Origin of the sequence: Psychrobacter sp. P11G5 (assembly GCF_001593305.1) — a bacterium.
GTDB lineage: Bacteria > Pseudomonadota > Gammaproteobacteria > Pseudomonadales > Moraxellaceae > Psychrobacter.
In genome coordinates this window covers 1289501-1306305 of sequence record NZ_CP012533.1, presented here as the reverse complement: position 1 = coordinate 1306305, position 16805 = coordinate 1289501, and the positions used below count along the sequence as shown (strand labels likewise).

16 protein-coding genes, 1 pseudogene and 1 other annotated feature are annotated in these 16805 nt (G+C 36.9%); of the genes and pseudogenes, 1 reads left to right on the top strand and 16 read right to left on the bottom strand.

Translation table 11 applies throughout. The features are described from left to right. Position 1: 1 nt before the first annotated feature. The 8 genes from yhhA to AK825_RS14960 form a co-directional block, all read right to left on the bottom strand. Positions 2-124, bottom strand: coding sequence for a YhhA family cyclophane-containing RiPP (gene yhhA, locus AK825_RS14965; RefSeq protein ID WP_264753643.1), 123 nt, complete (start codon positions 122-124; stop codon positions 2-4). Positions 125-500: 376 nt separating this feature from the next. Continuing rightward, positions 501-1720, bottom strand: a protein-coding gene (locus tag AK825_RS05440) for an IS3 family transposase (RefSeq protein ID WP_149038742.1) whose coding sequence is annotated in 2 segments (ribosomal slippage) — positions 501-1435 and positions 1435-1720 — 1221 coding nt in all. Because the reading frame shifts where the segments join, the coding sequence is not laid out codon by codon here. Then, positions 1329-1445 (bottom strand) — a sequence feature (AL1L pseudoknot). Its footprint overlaps the gene before it by 117 nt. Positions 1721-2144: 424 nt before the next feature. Then, a complete protein-coding gene (locus AK825_RS05425) occupies positions 2145-2390 on the bottom strand; it encodes a hypothetical protein (protein WP_149038751.1) in 246 nt (81 codons plus the stop codon). A 100-nt stretch (positions 2391-2490) separates the two neighbouring features. Then, a complete protein-coding gene (locus tag AK825_RS05420; protein ID WP_068035213.1) occupies positions 2491-2865 on the bottom strand; it encodes a hypothetical protein in 375 nt (124 codons plus the stop codon). Between the two features lie 68 nt (positions 2866-2933). Beyond that, entirely contained in the window at positions 2934-3842 is a 909-nt protein-coding gene (locus AK825_RS05415; RefSeq protein WP_068035211.1) for a viperin family antiviral radical SAM protein, read from the bottom strand. A gap of 108 nt (positions 3843-3950) precedes the next feature. Then, a complete protein-coding gene (locus tag AK825_RS05410) occupies positions 3951-4682 on the bottom strand; it encodes a lecithin retinol acyltransferase family protein (protein ID WP_082787179.1) in 732 nt (243 codons plus the stop codon). 25 nt (positions 4683-4707) lie between these two features. Further along, positions 4708-5076, bottom strand: coding sequence for a hypothetical protein (locus AK825_RS05405; RefSeq protein ID WP_068035207.1), 369 nt, complete (start codon positions 5074-5076; stop codon positions 4708-4710). 73 nt (positions 5077-5149) lie between these two features. Continuing rightward, a complete protein-coding gene (locus tag AK825_RS14960; protein ID WP_264753642.1) occupies positions 5150-5272 on the bottom strand; it encodes a hypothetical protein in 123 nt (40 codons plus the stop codon). Positions 5273-5460: 188 nt separating this feature from the next. Here AK825_RS14960 and AK825_RS05400 point away from each other — a divergent pair, with 188 nt between their 5' ends. After that, the gene (locus AK825_RS05400; protein WP_068035203.1) at positions 5461-6117 is read left to right on the top strand and encodes a helix-turn-helix transcriptional regulator; all 657 of its coding nucleotides are present in this window, start codon (positions 5461-5463) and stop codon (positions 6115-6117) included. A gap of 236 nt (positions 6118-6353) precedes the next feature. On the opposite strand, the gene AK825_RS14865 is transcribed toward AK825_RS05400, so the two are convergent. The 8 genes and pseudogenes from AK825_RS14865 to AK825_RS05360 form a co-directional block, all read right to left on the bottom strand. Then, complete coding sequence (locus AK825_RS14865; RefSeq protein ID WP_068035201.1) at positions 6354-7082, bottom strand: excalibur calcium-binding domain-containing protein; 729 nt, start codon at positions 7080-7082, stop codon at positions 6354-6356. 339 nt (positions 7083-7421) lie between these two features. Continuing rightward, a pseudogene (locus AK825_RS14670) lies at positions 7422-7583 on the bottom strand (lytic transglycosylase domain-containing protein); the annotation flags it as partial. 79 nt (positions 7584-7662) lie between these two features. Next, positions 7663-8334 carry a hypothetical protein gene (locus tag AK825_RS05385; RefSeq protein ID WP_149038750.1) on the bottom strand — a complete coding sequence of 224 codons (672 nt, stop codon included), beginning with the start codon at positions 8332-8334 and terminating at the stop codon, positions 7663-7665. 123 nt (positions 8335-8457) lie between these two features. Continuing rightward, on the bottom strand, positions 8458-11295 hold the full coding sequence (locus AK825_RS05380) for a DEAD/DEAH box helicase (RefSeq protein WP_068035198.1): 2838 nt from the start codon (positions 11293-11295) through the stop codon (positions 8458-8460). After that, a complete protein-coding gene (locus tag AK825_RS05375; protein WP_068035197.1) occupies positions 11292-11693 on the bottom strand; it encodes a (deoxy)nucleoside triphosphate pyrophosphohydrolase in 402 nt (133 codons plus the stop codon). Before AK825_RS05375 ends, AK825_RS05380 begins: the two co-directional genes overlap by 4 nt. Positions 11694-11725: 32 nt before the next feature. Beyond that, on the bottom strand, positions 11726-12787 hold the full coding sequence (locus AK825_RS05370; protein ID WP_068035195.1) for an HNH endonuclease: 1062 nt from the start codon (positions 12785-12787) through the stop codon (positions 11726-11728). Between the two features lie 313 nt (positions 12788-13100). Further along, a complete protein-coding gene (locus tag AK825_RS05365) occupies positions 13101-14378 on the bottom strand; it encodes an McrC family protein (protein WP_068035194.1) in 1278 nt (425 codons plus the stop codon). Next, on the bottom strand, positions 14375-16753 hold the full coding sequence (locus tag AK825_RS05360) for an AAA family ATPase (protein ID WP_068035192.1): 2379 nt from the start codon (positions 16751-16753) through the stop codon (positions 14375-14377). Before AK825_RS05360 ends, AK825_RS05365 begins: the two co-directional genes overlap by 4 nt. Positions 16754-16805: the final 52 nt, after the last annotated feature.

Here is a 16805-nt window from a genome sequence, read left to right as displayed (position 1 = left end):
ACTAACGATTATGACGATTGTGGACGCGATCGTAACTGCCTTGCACTGAGTTTACTTGCTTCACTTCTTTAATCAGCCTTTCAAGAACAGCACTATTTAACACAGGAGAACTAGGGGTTTTCATGGAAACTTGCTTTTTGACAACTTGCATTGTAGGGCCTCTCAAGTTAACTTCTTTGTTTTATAATACAGAAAATATAATTGTATGCTAATCAATGGATAGAAGCACTACTAATTTTTCTTTATTTTACAAGTACTTGATTTAATTATTTTTTTTTATTTCTTATTTTTTATTTAAAAAAGATAAGAAATTGATCGAAAATCTGTATGGTTGAACCAATTTAAAGTCGGTATAGTGTAGATAGTATTAATCTTTTAAAGACTGTGTCACGCTAGAAAGCTGAACTGCTTCAGGATCGTCAAGAGACTCAGTATTCTAAGAGAAAAAGATAACTTCAGGGTGAACCGCCCCGACTTTATCGGAGAGTGATTTACTTGAGTCAGGCAGCGATGCCTGACAGGGTTAAATTATCATAATACCGCTTTTCAAAATCAAAAGGTGACACATAACCAATCGTACTATGCAGTCGTGTTTTATTAAACCAGTCCACCCACTCAAGGGTTGCCAGTTCAACATCGTTCACACCAGTCCAGTTTTGCTTTAAATAATGAATCACCTCAGACTTATAAAGCCCATTGACCGTTTCAGCCAATGCGTTGTCATAAGAGTCGCCTGTTGTACCAACAGAGGCAATCACGCCAGAATCCGTCATTTTATCAGTATAGCGAATGGATAAGTACTGAACCCCTCGATCACTGTGATGAATGACATCTTTGGGATGGTTTCTATCTGCTATTGCTTGATTTAAAGCCGCCATCACCATATCGGTGTTCATACGATTAGATACCTTCCAACCAACGATAGCACGGGCAAACACATCAATAATAAAAGCGGTATAGACCCAGCCGCTTGTCGTCTTGATATAGGTAAAATCTGCAACCCACAGCTGGTTAGGACGATAAGCGCTAAAGTTACGATTGACTAAGTCATCAGCGCGCTTTTGGTCGTCACGGCTGTTGGTGGTAATCTTGCCTTTGCCACGCCAGACGCCTTGTAGGCCATACTGCTTCATTAATCGCTCTACGGTACACCGAGCAACCTTTAACCCGTCAGCTTTCATCTGCTGCCATACTTTACGCGCACCGTAACGGCATTTGCTGTCCTGCCAGATGCGTTTAATCTCGCTGAGATAGTAGTCGTCATGCTGACTGCGCAGTGAGCGTTTTTCAGGGTAGCTCTCCAAGTCTTTAGCACGGTGATAGGTTGATGGGGCAATCGGTAATACTCTACAGATCAGCTCGACCCCATAATTATTCTTATGATCGTCGATGAATTGAATCATGATTTTAGTCAGCGGTCGAGCTCCGCCTGGGCGAAAAAAGCGGCAGCCTTACGTATGATCTCATTGGCTTGCTTGAGCTCTCTGCATTCGCGTTCAAGCTCCTTGATGCGCTCTTTATCACTTTGCGCTTGCACCGATGCAGGAATAGTTTGATCGATGTGTTTTTTATGCCACGACCGCAGGGTTTCAGGCGTACAGCCAATCTTAGGGGCAATGGCTTGAATCGCTGACCATGTGGAGGGATAGTCGCCCAACGCTTCTATCAGCATGCGAACGGCGCGTTCTTTAATCTCAGGAGTGTAGGTTTGTTTTTTCATTGTCGTATTCTCTCAGAATGTTGAGTCTCCGACAATCCCGGGGCGGTTCAGGGTGATGTTCTACTCAACCATATATAGCTTCTATACAAAGGTAATTAGACACATCAGCAACCTCGTTACCTTACCAAAGACTTATGTCTTTACTGACTCTGTCCTCTATAGCGCTACTTATAACAAAGTACTCTTCGAGCGATACATTGTTGTCAGTTTTGATCCTAAGTATAAGAACATCCACATTAATATCTTTGGGAATCTGATTGAGGGTTTGGTTAATCGCTCTTTCTGCTCGATCTGTAGATATTACAGTTGCCTGTATAAAATGAGCAGGCCTTGTGAATTGAAGTGCTTTTTTAAGATCATTAGAATCTGTGGTAAGCAGTTTTCCACGTCTATTAGATGCAACCTCAAATACTTTCATTACTTTTTAGGCTTCATCAGGTTGGCAAACAATAATACCGTCTATCACATCTAGCTTATCAATACGCTTTCTAGTAGTTTGCAAGCCGAATAAGAACGATGCTCCTGTTGTGTTTTTTAGGTCAATCAGTGATTGCGCATCCCAATCATCATCGATAAGAAAAAACGCAAATTCAGTCAAACCATATTCTTTCGCCAATGGCAGATATAAGTTCGTGATGGGAATAATATCCAACCATATCTGTAATATCAAAGTATTTCAATGGAATCTTTATTTTATAAAAGATACAGGCGAAGGCTTTGTAGAGGTGGCAACTTTCGCCTATATAGTTTATCTGTTCTAATAGTTGCTGCTATTTAGTTGCCGCTACTCCAACACCACCAACAATAGCTCCGGCTGTAGCTCCAGCCGCAGTAACTGCAGCCGTACCCCCAGCTACACCAGCACCACCAGCAGCTATTGCGCCTCCACCTAATGCGGCCAGAGATGCATTAGTTAAAGCAGCACCTGATAAACCACTAATCGCTACACCTGTGCTAGTTGCCCCTAATAAGCCTGCACTGCCAGCTGCAGCAGCTATCGCAGGCGCAGCTACCAAAGATAAGCCACCCGTAGCTACGGTTGTAGCTACAACTGCTGTTACCTTAACAGGATTATCTATTACGAAATCGGCTGCATCTTCTACTAGATATACAACATCAGTTAGAAAATCAGTAAATATGCTCATAACTCTTGTTCCTAGTTGTTGATTAAAAAGAGATTTTTCTTGCTTAAATTAATAGAATATATACTGCTCTAGAAAACTTCTTGCATGGTAATTAGGTTGGTTTTATAACGCCCATGAAACTTTTGAGGTTCAAAATTAATTTCATTGAGCGCTTCCTTGATACTGGTGTCTACAATTGGAGCGCTATAGCTATATCCACTGCCAAGGATAGAGTTCTGAAAAAACCTTCCTATAGGGTCAATCATTAGATAAGAATCGGTCATCTCGTCATTATCCTCAGAGGAAATAATATTTCCGAAACTGCTATGGCGCTCTAAGAACTCAATAAAGTCGTCTTGAGACACCTCATTTTCTCGAGTTATGACTGGTAATACTTTGAAGATTTTCCATTTTCTAGGAGCCACTTGATCAATGAATGCTGACAAATCTTCTAATCGATTCAAACTGCTGACTACAGTATTTATCTTTATATCGATGCTTGGATTAAGCTCTTTAATCAGGCTGATGTCCCTCAATACTTTGTCGGTATCCATTACCCCAGTTTTTTCTGTCCTACCGATTTTTATATTGGTAGAACTATCTAATGAATCGACACTGAAGCCGATACTATCGAAGTTACTTGCTATGAGTGTTACTAACTCATTATTTAGCCGACTACCATTCGTGATTGCAGATAAGCTAAATTGTCGCTGTTTTGCCTGATGAGTAATCCTTAAAACCTTTCTAATATTTAGAAAGGTTTCGCCCCCGACTAGGTTTAGGCGAATACTCTCAAAATCGGTCAGATATTTATCATTTAAAATTGACGGTAGTTTTTGGATTTCGTCCATCAGCTTACTAATGGCTTTATCATCGTTTATCAGCTCGTTCTTTTGTTTGTCCCACTTCGCAAAGCAGTAGTTACAATGATAATTACAAGCTTCCGTAATATGCCAATTTACTACCAGTTCCTTCTGATCTTTAGTTCTGTTGTCCATAACCACCCTTAAAGTATGTCTTCATATGATTAGCGAACCAATAGTGAATGCATATCTATCAATGATATACACTCACCATAAACGGTGGCTGATATGAGTTTTTGGCACTTAGTCAAAGAAACCGCCCAACAATCCGCCTACAATTGCACAAGTACCTGCTGCTAATGCAACAGGAACAATAACAGGGGCTGCTGCTACGGTAAGAGCACCTCCACCTAGCGCTGCTGACAAACCTAGTGCCGTTGATGAGCCGACTAGCATGCCAGATGAACCTATTGCAGCACTTCCAACTAAAACACTTGATGTACCTAGTGCTGCTCCACCCAATGCGCCAGTAGCGCAACCAGTTAATTTACCAACAGCTAAGCTAGACGTTGCTGTAGTCCCTGTGAAAATATTTGCAGAACCTGCAGTGAGTCCAATTATTTGTGTCGCTGATGATGCTGTACTAATCGATCTGTAGACCACAGCGGTGGTGGTGGTAAGCGATAAAACGGCTTTAACTTGTTTGCTTTCACTTTTGCCCGTCACGCACCAGGCCGCAAAATGCTCGCAGTTGTTGAATACAAGGTTGTAACTATCCTCACCAACACGGCTCAATGCTCGTTTAACAATTTCTTCAGAAGAAAACATTACCTTATCATAAGGGTAATTGACTATATCGTATTGAGTTTCACTACCTAAAAACCTCTGTAGGGTAGTAATTTCAAGCGCTCCTTTTTTGAGAGCCTGAGCAAATCCACTATAGTGAACTACTTGACCACTTCCACAGTAAATTCCATGGTGTGAGTAGCCTGTCCGAGACGTTTTGATATGTGAGCCAATCGCTAAATTTTGCAAGGTATTATCCTCAGTTTAGTGTAACTTAATATTTTCGATAGCTATCTAAATCATAGGTTGTGATTAGAGTATTATTAGCAACTACAACTACGATCCCCCCTTTAGCTACAATCTTAAGAGCAATTTTTTTCTGCTCCTTCAGTTTGTTCAATGCCTTATCAATCAATCTAATAACACCAAACTCTCCGAACTTTTTTCTTAGACGGCCAAGTCTGATAGCTTGAACATTTATAGATTCAACCATCTGTCTTAGCAATTTTCTATTTACCATCAGTTTATCTGAATGTAATTCGCCATACTTTACTGCGAATTCAATCATGGCTTTGCTTATACCGCGGACATTCATTCTTTTGTCCAGATGTGTTGTAGATTTCAGGTTGGTAGAATAATTCATGGTGTTGGCCCCTTCCTGATATATTTTGCTAGAGCTCCCGTAGTTACATTAGCCTCAGCAGAAATTAGTACTTTCATGCTGTTTGCCCTTTATCTCTTGCAAAGTAGCTGGATAAAAAGTTATTTAAGCGTGTAACGACGACTTTAGCCAATTCGGTAACAACAGCTTTGATGATTGCGTGTAAAATTTTTTCCATAACAGCATCTCTTTTTAGTATTAGGGTGGTATTTGCCCAGCGACCGCTGATGCAATAACGACAATATATTCTTTTTTTGAAAATAAGTCAAATATTGAATTTATACATTAAATTGATTACACATAAAATTTGACAAATATTCCATTTTGGTTTATATTCTAGCCATAAACAATAATTTTGGAGAGGAAATGGCTTCTTATATTTGGTCAGCATCCCTTAATATGACAGCCGGCTGTATTTTTAAGCACTTTAGACACATAAATGATATGGACCAAGCTACTGCTGCAAAAATATCCAATCTGCCCGCTTCAACTATCTCTAAGCTAGAATCTGGTTCTGCAAATATAACGATAGAACATATTTTTATACTGTGCGGTACTTATAAGATATCATTGAGAGATTTTGCTCAAGTTGTTGAACTAGCTGTATTGGAACTACAGAAAGAAAAAGTTTTTATATATTTAGAGAAATCTGAATCTGAAACTTTAAAAATTAAAGAACATACAGTGGTCGTAGACACTGATAACTCTTTATTGTCGCTAGGTGCCGGAGCAGCAGGAGTCGCTGCAATATTAGCAGTAGCGCCGGCAGCATTATTGAGTATGGGAATAGCAAGTGTAGCAACACCTCTAGCCCTAGCCGCCTTATCAAGGTACAAGGGTAATAAATCAAAAACGAGTATAGAAAGTACAAATATTGAGCCTGAAGCTATTGATGTAGAAATGGAAAGTGAACACGAAGAAATAGAGTTGCCTAAGCTATCAAGCAAACAGATATATTCTTTATTAAAAGAATTCTTAGAAAATGAAGCTATGAAGGGTGTAGCGATAGATGGTTGGCTTTAAAAAACTATGCAGGTATGTAACTCAAGTAAAAAAATTTATTGATCCAAAAGGCTATAGTTTATATTTACTAAAATAAAAAGCCCCTATATAAACTGATATTGTTTATATAGGGGCTTCTTTGTCGAATCATCTTGTATGAATAGCGTATACCGTAGCGGAAGCAGTTATTTCGCCCTTTAAACCTATTAATAGACCACTCAAAATAGACTGTTATAATATAGGATGTCCTCTCAAAGCTACTGGCAAATACTTTCACATGGTATGCCGTCATTATCTCTATCCAATCTGCCATTACCACATGCTAAAGCCCTTTGTGCTTCAGCACAATTCACCATTTGACTACACGTCTTATACATTCCTGAACAATCGTTATCATCTGATATCTCTGCTATTCTTGTAGGCTCTGGCTCTGGCTCTGGCTCTGGCTCTGGCTCTGGCTCTGGCTCTGGCTCTGGCTCTGGCTCTGGCTCTGGAATAGATTTTACTATAAGTTTTTGCTTTTCAACATCATTCGATTCAGTGTCATTCTCAAATAAATTTTCTGACTCATCATCTAGTACACCAGTGAATTCAGATGTTTCTGTATATAATTCTTCTACTGGAACAATTGGTTTGTCCCATGCTGTTTCACTATCGTTATCTACTTGCTCAATAATTTGCTCGTTACTGTTTTCTACTATAGTACTTTCAGTACTAGGTGGAGAAGGAAATATTATAAAAGAGAAGAAAACGATGACACAACCAATTGTTGTAAGCATCACCCCATTAGTCTTAGGCAGTCTTTGTACGATCCGCTTCTTAAATGGAGGCAAAATTAATATAGCGCCTATTGCTAGAAAAACAGCAAATAAAAAGTTACCACTAAACAATGAAATGATAGCGCTTAGCATGAAAATAGTACCAAACATCCAAGCAAAGATACGCAAAATAATTTTTGCTAATTTATCAAGCATATCATTTACCATTTATTTACCATCACCTTAACAATGAACTTTATGATTTTTAGATTCCTAGAAAAATTGGGACCTGCTCAAGATAATATTATCCCTACAAATAATAATAATTAGAATTTATTAAAATACCAAACCTAAGTCATGAAAAACCAAGACCATCCAAACGCTGTTTATCTTATGTCGATACTTACACGAAATATGGGATACACTTATTTATCTGAGTGCGTCATAAGCGGAGTTTGAATAACTAGCACCGTTAATATCTGAACTTGTACCATATGAAACATTTTGCATTTCTGAGCTTATTTGTTTTTTATTGGATTTGTTGTCTTCGTTATTTTGGTCTACGGGATAAGTCACTTTTACTGTCTTAGTAAATTTATCAAAATTACCGCTTGGATTAACATTAGTAAGCAGTACCTGCCCACCTTTGTCTTTATAAATATACATATTACCAGCTATTACATTAACAGTTGTTAAGGCTAATACAGCTCCTACTAGTAGTCTTATCATTATTTACACTCACTTTCAGTTGATTGAATTTAGCTACTATTTCAGTAGAAAATGCTGTTCCTAAATATACATATTTCCACTAATCACTGAACTGTATTTCTTTAAAGGATAACTTATCACTATCCCACATATACATTGTGCAAGCAGACTCAATATAACAAAACATTATTGACGGGTTCTTGATTTGGAATTCAGCTGGTTCTCCGATCTCACATTCCCAATAGCCTTTTCCGCAAGCAGTTTCCCATATTTCATTAGAAGGATTTTCTAGTTCGATAGCGAATGACTGTGGTTGCATATCATCGCGCGAAGTAAGCTTAAACATCTGAAACTTACGTCCAGTCTGTATGCCACCATTTGCCTTATTAATCGAGACAAACACACCATAACCTAACTTTGAACCTTTTTTAGGAAGAATGTAAGCCTCATCTTTAATACCATCACCGTTAAAATCAGCTTTTAAATGATTAGGTCCTTTGAATCGCTTCCAATCACCAACATTATCAGCCTTAGTTGGCAGCCTATATTCATAAGGCACTTCAAATTCTGACTGCACGCTACTATTAGTAGATTTTTGAGCTACTGGAATATAAGTATCTTTGCTTCTTTTATTTTTTTCACTTGGATTGACATTAACAAGTAGTGTTTTTCCTTCTTTATCTTTGTATATATACATATTGCCTGCCATTGTATTGGCAGCTGTTAAGGCTATTAGGGTGGCTACCAATAGTTTAAGCATATTTTTACTCATATTATTTAGTTAATTTTAGCTATTATTTTAATATAAAATGACGTCTATATTGAGCTACGCTGTAAACAGCATAGGCATATAACATAATTGATAGTTACACAGGACTTTAGATATTCTCAAGATTTATTCCTGAATTAAATAGTCGTAAAGGGTATCTTCAACAGGCTTATCCAGTAAGAATCTAAAATGCACTACTGGTGAACCTTTATCAGTAGTGCCTTGTTCTACTGAGTCAGGTATTATCATAACATCACCTAAATAATAAAAATCAAACCCTTCACCATCTTCTTTTTTCACAAATAAAAGAATTCGCTTAGAGTTAATTATATTTTCTATCTCTTTACTATTTATTTTACGATTTGACCTTGAATCCCATGCAAACTCAGAAGAACTAATAAAGTAATCATTATAGTTAATGTCACCTTCTAATTCGTCAGACTTATGATAAGTAACAAAGCAAGGGGTAACATTATTTCTTGTTCTATAGCCATAAACAGTACTACTGATGTCCTGATCCCAGTTTAATAGTCTGCAAACATCCTTTCTACTATATTTTTTATATCTTATTAAACCATCTATATACTTCTCTTCTGAGAAGCATTCATCAAAAGTAGTAATAGAATAGTCAACTGAATCAGCAAAAAACGTATTGAATGTATCATTTTCTAACGCATCTCTTAATTTTTTTCCTAATACAAAGGTATCATTCTCCAGTCTGATATTATCGCATTCTTTTTTGATAAAATTAAAGTTTATGTTAATCAGTAGAGATTGAATAGCCTCCTCATTAATCCAGTAGTTATAATTACTTTTCATTTTTTCTATAAAATCATTTTTATTTAAGCTACTTGTCTCCAGTAATTGTTGCAGTAGTAAACTCTCATCAACTCTCTTACCGTTATTAACATTGAGTGTAAACAGCTCTAAAAGCTCCAATAAATCTGGTGAAATCGTATCTCTATAATTATTTTCTACCTTATTAATAAAGTTTAAATAAGACTTTTGGTTCGATACGAACAACCAAGGATCTCTCGAGCCATACTTAATAAAATCCATCATCATCGGAACTTTACCAATCTTACGCTTTAAACCTTCATAATCCTTCTTTAAGTCCGCCAGCTTATGCATACTGGTGTTCTTAATAGATTCAAAAATTTTTTCACGCGCGACTTCATCAAAATTTACTGTAGAGGTACCAGGTATAAGATTGCTACCACTTCTCATGAGCTTTCTAATAGTATCTTTATTAAAGGACCTGTCACCATATAAGGCTATAGGCACAAGATAATTGTTATTGTAGTTACCTATAAAGTCTATAATGGTTACATACTCTTTACCTTCTGCCTTTCTTAAGCCCCTACCTAGCTGTTGAACGAAAATGATTGCCGACTGCGTGGGTCTGAGCATTATGATTTGATTGACGCTTGGTATATCGATACCTTCATTAAAAATATCTACTGTAAAAATATAGTCAATTTTTTCATCTTCATGACTCTCTAATTTTCTAATAGTCTCTAATCTTACTTCTTCAGAACTTGCACCTGATAAAGCTATAGATTTGCAACCTCTTTTATTAAACTCGTAAGATAGCTGTGAAGATATTTTATTGGAAGCACAAAACACCAAACCTCTAACTTCTCCAGAGTCAGTACCATAAAAGTTAGATTTAGCAATTATATGATTAACTCTCTCATCGCTAGTTAGTTTATTAAAATCTGAATATTCATCAATCATTTCATTGTTGACTGTGATATCTGTCACGCCATAATAATGAAATGGCGACAACATACCTTCATCTAAAGCGCGATGCAGTCTAATTTCATAAGCTAAGTTATAATCAAACAACTCAAAAATATTAGTACCATCTGTACGCTCAGGCGTAGCTGTCATTCCCAATAAAAAACCAGGCGTAAAATAATCTAATATGGTCTTATAAGATTGTGCGGCGGCTCTGTGCGTTTCATCTATCACTATATAATCAAAGTAATTTTGGTCAAATAAATCAAGATTATTTCGTTTAGATAAAGTTTGAATAGTACAAAATAAATAATCACAATTCAGCTCTTTTTTCTGACCAGAAAATAAGCCCATAGATATATTAGGATCTAATAGTTTACTAAAGGTTTCCAAAGCCTTTTCTGCAATAGTTCGTCTGTGGACTATAAATAAGAACCTTTTAGGTTTATAAATTTGAACGTCAAAAGCTGATAAGTAAGTTTTTCCAGTTCCAGTAGCAGATATAACTAATGCCTTGTTTCTCCCACTTCGTCGTAAATCACTTAGACTCTTTAAAGCTTCACCTTGCATTTTATTTGGTTCAATATTGTCATCTAAAGCATTTTCAATTTTACAAATTTGGCTTCTGAGTGACTTAGTCTTATTCCAAACTTCTGAATATGCATTAATAAACTCGGTTGTAACAGACGTTGCATTAAAGAGCTCTTTATCAAACTCATTAATAACTTGCTCACAAAGCAATCCATTCTCAGTGGTGGAAACTTTTAAGTTCCATTCTTTGTTGGAACGCAATGCACTCGCAGTAAGGTTGCTGCTACCAATAATTATATTATTAGTATATTTACTTTTAAATAAATAGCCTTTCGAATGAAGATTATTAGAAGCAATCTTCAAATCGATATTTTGGAACTTTAACAACTTTCTTAATGCGTCTGGCTGAGTAAAATTAAGATATTGCGAAACAAGAACTTTACCTTTAATGTTATTTTTTTCAAGATGTTCCAGACAGTTAATGATTGTCGCTATACCACTGTTTGTAACAAACGCAACACAAATAAAAAACTCATTACAGTTATTTAATTCTTTTAGTAAAGTAGAAAGAAATTCCTTGCCTTCCAGTTTGTCATTAATTAGTAAAGTGGCTTGATAGTTCGTACTAGAACTGTGTTCTTTATCTATAAAGCTTTGTCTCAAACTTTGATTAAGTAAACATACCTCATTCATCTCTCTAATTCCTTAATAAGCTGGTCTACAATTGGAAGATCAGCAACAGCCCAATCCAGCGAATCAAGCTCGTTCACACCTAGCCAAAGCACTTGTAAATGTTCATTCAACAACAAAGCACGGCTTTGCGTATAACAAATAAAGCTGTGCATAATAATTTTAAAGTCTGGATACACATGCTCAACTGTTAGTAATAGGCGATCAACGCTGATCGACATATTAAGCTCTTCCCTTATCTCACGAGCTAATGCTTGTTCTAGCGTTTCATCACTTTCCAACTTACCTCCCGGGAACTCAAATTTCTCAGAAAGATAATCCAGCTTATTTTTGCCACGTTGAGCACACAGTATTTCCCCATCATTAAAAATAACGGCGGCAACAACTTCTATAGTCTTCATTTTAGTCCAGTAGATAATAATAAGTTTACTTACTAGCCCCTAAGCCTAGGCAGTAAACTAGAGTTAATAGTTCGTAGTTTTATACTTGGTTCTGGTGACCAGACTAGGTCCTCATGTTCCACTGCTATTTGATAAGCCCACTGGCTGATTGTTTCAGAGCGAAGTTGATTGGTCGTAAAACCAATAATTTTTGCTTCCTGTTCAATCATATGGCCGTGTTGTTGATTGCGTTCTAGCCACTTTTCATAAAATAGCTCTTCAGCCAGATAATCACGCTTACTATTATTGCAGCTATGATCCGTAAGTACGAAGTTATGAGTCGTATCAATAGGATATTTTGACCAAGGAATAAAATGATCAACTTCGATATTGTTTCTCAAGGGTTTATGACAATAGAAGCACTGTCCCTGTTGAGTATCCACCAGTATAGGTATTAATACTTTTAGACTTTGGCGCGATTGATTGAACAAGAACTGCTGCAAATCAATATCATCACTAAAATGTATTTGGTTACGACTGTTCTTACGTACGAACTCTGTCCAGTATTGCTGGCACAGCTTGTTAATTATTTTACTAAAGCGTGTAAAACAGTATGTAATGCCAGGCTTTAAAGTTACTACCTTTAATTTTGAGTCATAAACATATAAGAACTCACGACTAACTTTGTCCTCCGCACTTTGCAGATATCTTGCAGGGTACTTTTTGATAGTTGAAGCGATATCTTTTATAGTCGATTGCCATAGTTTGATGTTTTGTGTGCGGGCTATAGCTAGACTGTTTGTTTTAGTTTTATACTGCAAATCTAGGATGCTATTAATAACACTAGCCTGCCCTGTTGTACTGCTTTGTCTGAGTACAGAATCACTACTTTGATCCGAGTATGGTAATGCTTGTGTCCAATAAAGCTGTATAAACTGCTCTGCTAACTGCTCATAAGAAATACTGTGCTCACTGTCATCATTAATTCCAGACTCTATAGACATATTAACCATTGCCATTAATAAGGCAAATTTATAGGTCGAGGTATAGGAGCTAGATTCAAGCAGCCACTGAATACGTCTTAAAAAGCTGAGCTGGAATTCTGCCGTGGGCACTATAATAATCCTCTAAAACACAGTAGCTCATTCTAATAAAATTAGTACTTATGCTATCAAAAATTTTTATATCAAATTGATAGAACCTTATCAAACAATAGTTTTTGGAGATGCCTGTCCTAAATTATTCTTCTTATACATAACAGCGCTTATAGTAATATTTAATTAGCTCAGTTGGTGGAGCTGATACCTTGCATACAGCATGTTGGTGGTTCGAAGTCAGTCATCATTTATTATTCTTTTAGCAGCGTGGGAAAAGATGCTAAAAACGACTTAAGCAGATTTATGAAGGAAATCAGTATGAACTACAATTTCAAACTTGAGATAAAGACGGGAACCTTTCTATCCATTTACCCGTGATGACTTTATCAGTTTCAATACAAAATGGTATGGCCCACAGTCTCAACTCTTCTGCTAAATAAAAGCATTCCAAAGGTGTTTCGAACTGATGATGCTTAGGATAAATAAGCATCATGTCCCCATACCCGTTCAAATATTTATGACCATAAGCAAATAACTGATAAATATCCGACTGACTGATATTGAAATTGTTATCACTGTCATTGAAGCTTATTAACTTCCATTTGGTATCGAGTACATGGTAATTTTTCCTTTCTTTACTGATTACTAGATCAGGCCTTAATTGAAAGCGCGATTTTAAATTTTCTTGGTCATTCACCATATGCTTATCAGAAGCTTGTGTTGTTAGTTGCCAAGGAGCTTCGATATCTCTTCGTAGGCAGCTTGCTACATACTTTTCGAACAAAATTTCCATTGGGAATAACAGTGCAATACCTCGGTGCTCTCCCTTTTGAAAGTTTGGATTAAGCTTTTCAAGTATTAGTTGGCACCATGGCTTTACAGCGCGGTAAGATTGCAATATTTTAATGTCTGACCATTTATGCATTGAGTTTAGAGGCTCTCTAAGACTCGTTATAGGCTCTAAGATGTGTGATAGCTCATTAGCCAGTCGCCAGTTCTCAGAACTCCTACAGTGCTGCTTTACGTAATCCAATGCCGTTTTAATTAATTGGTTCTCAAGCCGATTGGGATGATAGACATCGTGACGAATATGAAAAAGATGAGCTCTACCAACCGTTTGTCTTTGTTGAACTGCAATATCAAGCTGGCCACGAATAAATCTACTTTCTTCTTCGATTCTTTGATAGTCAAATCTGAGTCCAGATGCTACCAAATCCTTTAACAGATATAAAAACTGTGAGTATATCCATTCGTTAATAGGTAGATTCATTCGATTGAGATTGGCGGATTGGGCTTCTTTATGAGATAAGTTTAAGAAGGAGCTTAGTATTTTGCATAAGACAGCTCTGCTCTTATCTGATTCCTGAGCACCTAAACCTGTCTTTGGTAGGATCTCAATACCTTCACCACAAGGACTTTCTAAATAACCTACATAAGAGTGCAGCTGTAAGTATTGTGAACGCTTATAAGTAATAAACCGCCCATAATTCTCTTTTGCACTCAATTCCACTAACCAATCAAATGTTTCTTGCTTGATAATAGCTAAATCTAAGCTAGATAATGCTGTCTGATCGGTAGTCAGCTGAGCATATTCTCTGACTTGAATCATGCTTTGACATCCGAAGATTCAGGCTGAGTCTGATTTAGAATCTTCCTATAGGATTCAGGGTTGTTAAAAGCAGTCTCATTGATAAGGTAACGACGATCTTTTAGACCTTTGATACTACTATGGAATAACTCGCTAACGGTCGGAGTTATCTCCCCAGTTTGAACAAACTGTTCTGATGTATGTTTACTAGGATCATTCAACACCCAGCCAATACGCTCCCAATCTGAAAAGAAATACTCCTGCAGTAACGGGATAATCCGTCTCTTGAAAATATTACCTAGTTCCTTTTCCTGTTCTTCGTCTGAATCCAAGTCTTTCAAAGACCAGAAATATGATTGCCCTATGGTGTGCTCACGATCTAACAGCACTTCAATACGCTGATTTATTACTGTTAATACTTCAGATACAGCAATGCCATGAACTGTTATGCCATCTAATAGTTCAGGCTTAGGTAATAGCTCAATAAAATCAAATCGACGCCTTAATGCTAAATCTAGCTGTGCAAGAGATTTATCAGCGGTATTCATAGTTCCTAGTACGTAAAGATTTGAGGGCACTGAGAATTTCTCTTTAGAATAAGGCAGTATGACTTCGCGCGCATCTGTACCGTCTTTACGCTTATCAGGCTCAAGTAATGTAATAAGCTCACCGAAGATACGAGATATGTTACCGCGGTTGATTTCGTCAATAATCAGTACGTGATTTTTTGAAGCTTTTGGCGAGTTACTTATAGACTGACTATCTAGTGAGTAACCTTGATGCTCCAAACCTTTAGCTAAATCATCCCACGTAAATCTATTAATTTTATAACAAGTTTTCTGAGTTAAGTTTGTATTGTTATTTAAGGTATATATATCAAAATTAATGTCTCGTAGAATCCAGTTCACCTTGCGAGTATGGTGAAACTCTGCGAGACCCTTGAAGCTTGTATCAAAGACATAGTCTGACGTGACGATACCAACAGCTCGTATGGTTTTCTGATCCTTAAGGCAAAGCAACACATCTCCAATTTCAATATTTTCAGAAAAATCTTTAATAGAAGACCTGTCATTACTACCCATACCTTTTAAATAGTCTTTCTCTTGTTGACTACGCTCTGATAAATTAGTACTTAAATCACCCGTATACCCCCAACCTATACGAGCTTCATCATTATCAAAACAATACTCACGTAGCTCTTTCTGCCATACATCACCTAACGATATCTTCCAAAATTTTGGTTTTTCTGCTAATCCTTCTATTTTATTTCTAGTAACTATGTTAGCCGCACGGTCTGCAATCTGTTTGAATATCCCGTCTTCTATATCATAGGAAATTTGCTTTGTGTCATCATCGGTTTTTGCTCTAATTCCCTCAACGAAGTCCTCGTAAGCAAAGCTTTGATGAAAGGTAGTAAAAGCTATACGCTGTTCTGATACGAGCTCATCGTACCTTTCCTTAATAACGTTCCTCTGATCGTCAGGATCTAAATCTTGTTCTTCCAGCTCAAAATACCATTCGGGATCTGCTAAGCTGACAGCTCGCCATGTGGTTGAGTAGGTTTTACCTGTACCTGGTGGTCCGTAAAGAATCTGATTAGGAGAACTATAATTAGAAATATTTGTGATCAACCTATCATTTAATTCATCATTGGAACTAGCCTCAATCGTCACTTTCTTTGGTTTAATGCCCAACTTATCACTATAAAGAACTGACATAAACTGATGCGGTGTTATCTCCAAATCATGGTGTTTTTTGATAGATTGATATATATCAGTGAGCATTAATAAGCGTTGGATCACATTTTTGTAAGGAGGTATTTCCGATTCTGGAAGACCGAACGCTTTCATAAAATGTTTGATATGAACAGTAGAGGAAATAGGTAGGATAATGTTTGGATTGTATATAGATACTAAACGAGCACGACGCCCTGCTCCCATAACACATCTAGGCTCTACACCTGCGCGATCATATACCTCATTATCTTGATCAATCCAAGTGATATCAGTGTTTACGTCAGCATCGATTATCACTTGATGTATCTTAAGAACATAACTTAATGCATCATCGTCACTTAGGTCGCTCAAGCTTTGATGTTTATATAGTGTTCCATCTTTTTGTAGATAAAGTAGATGCCCTTTTGCAGTGCCCGGCATATAACGACCAAATATAGGCTGTAGCCCGCGCTCTATCCATCGACAATAATTATCTGTGATAGATCCATGACCTAAGCAGTATTGCTCCTGAGTTAATTCCGTTGTTTTATTTTTTGGAAACTTGCTTAAAAACTCTTCATAAAGCTCTTCAACGCCTTCTGGTCTACTTGTAATCGCATCGTCTTGGCTTAACTCAATAATCTTCGATACTAAATCACTATCTATTTTTGTTATATCCATACAGCTACTCCCTCAAATTATTTAATTAGTTTTTGAAATTACTCATAATTTT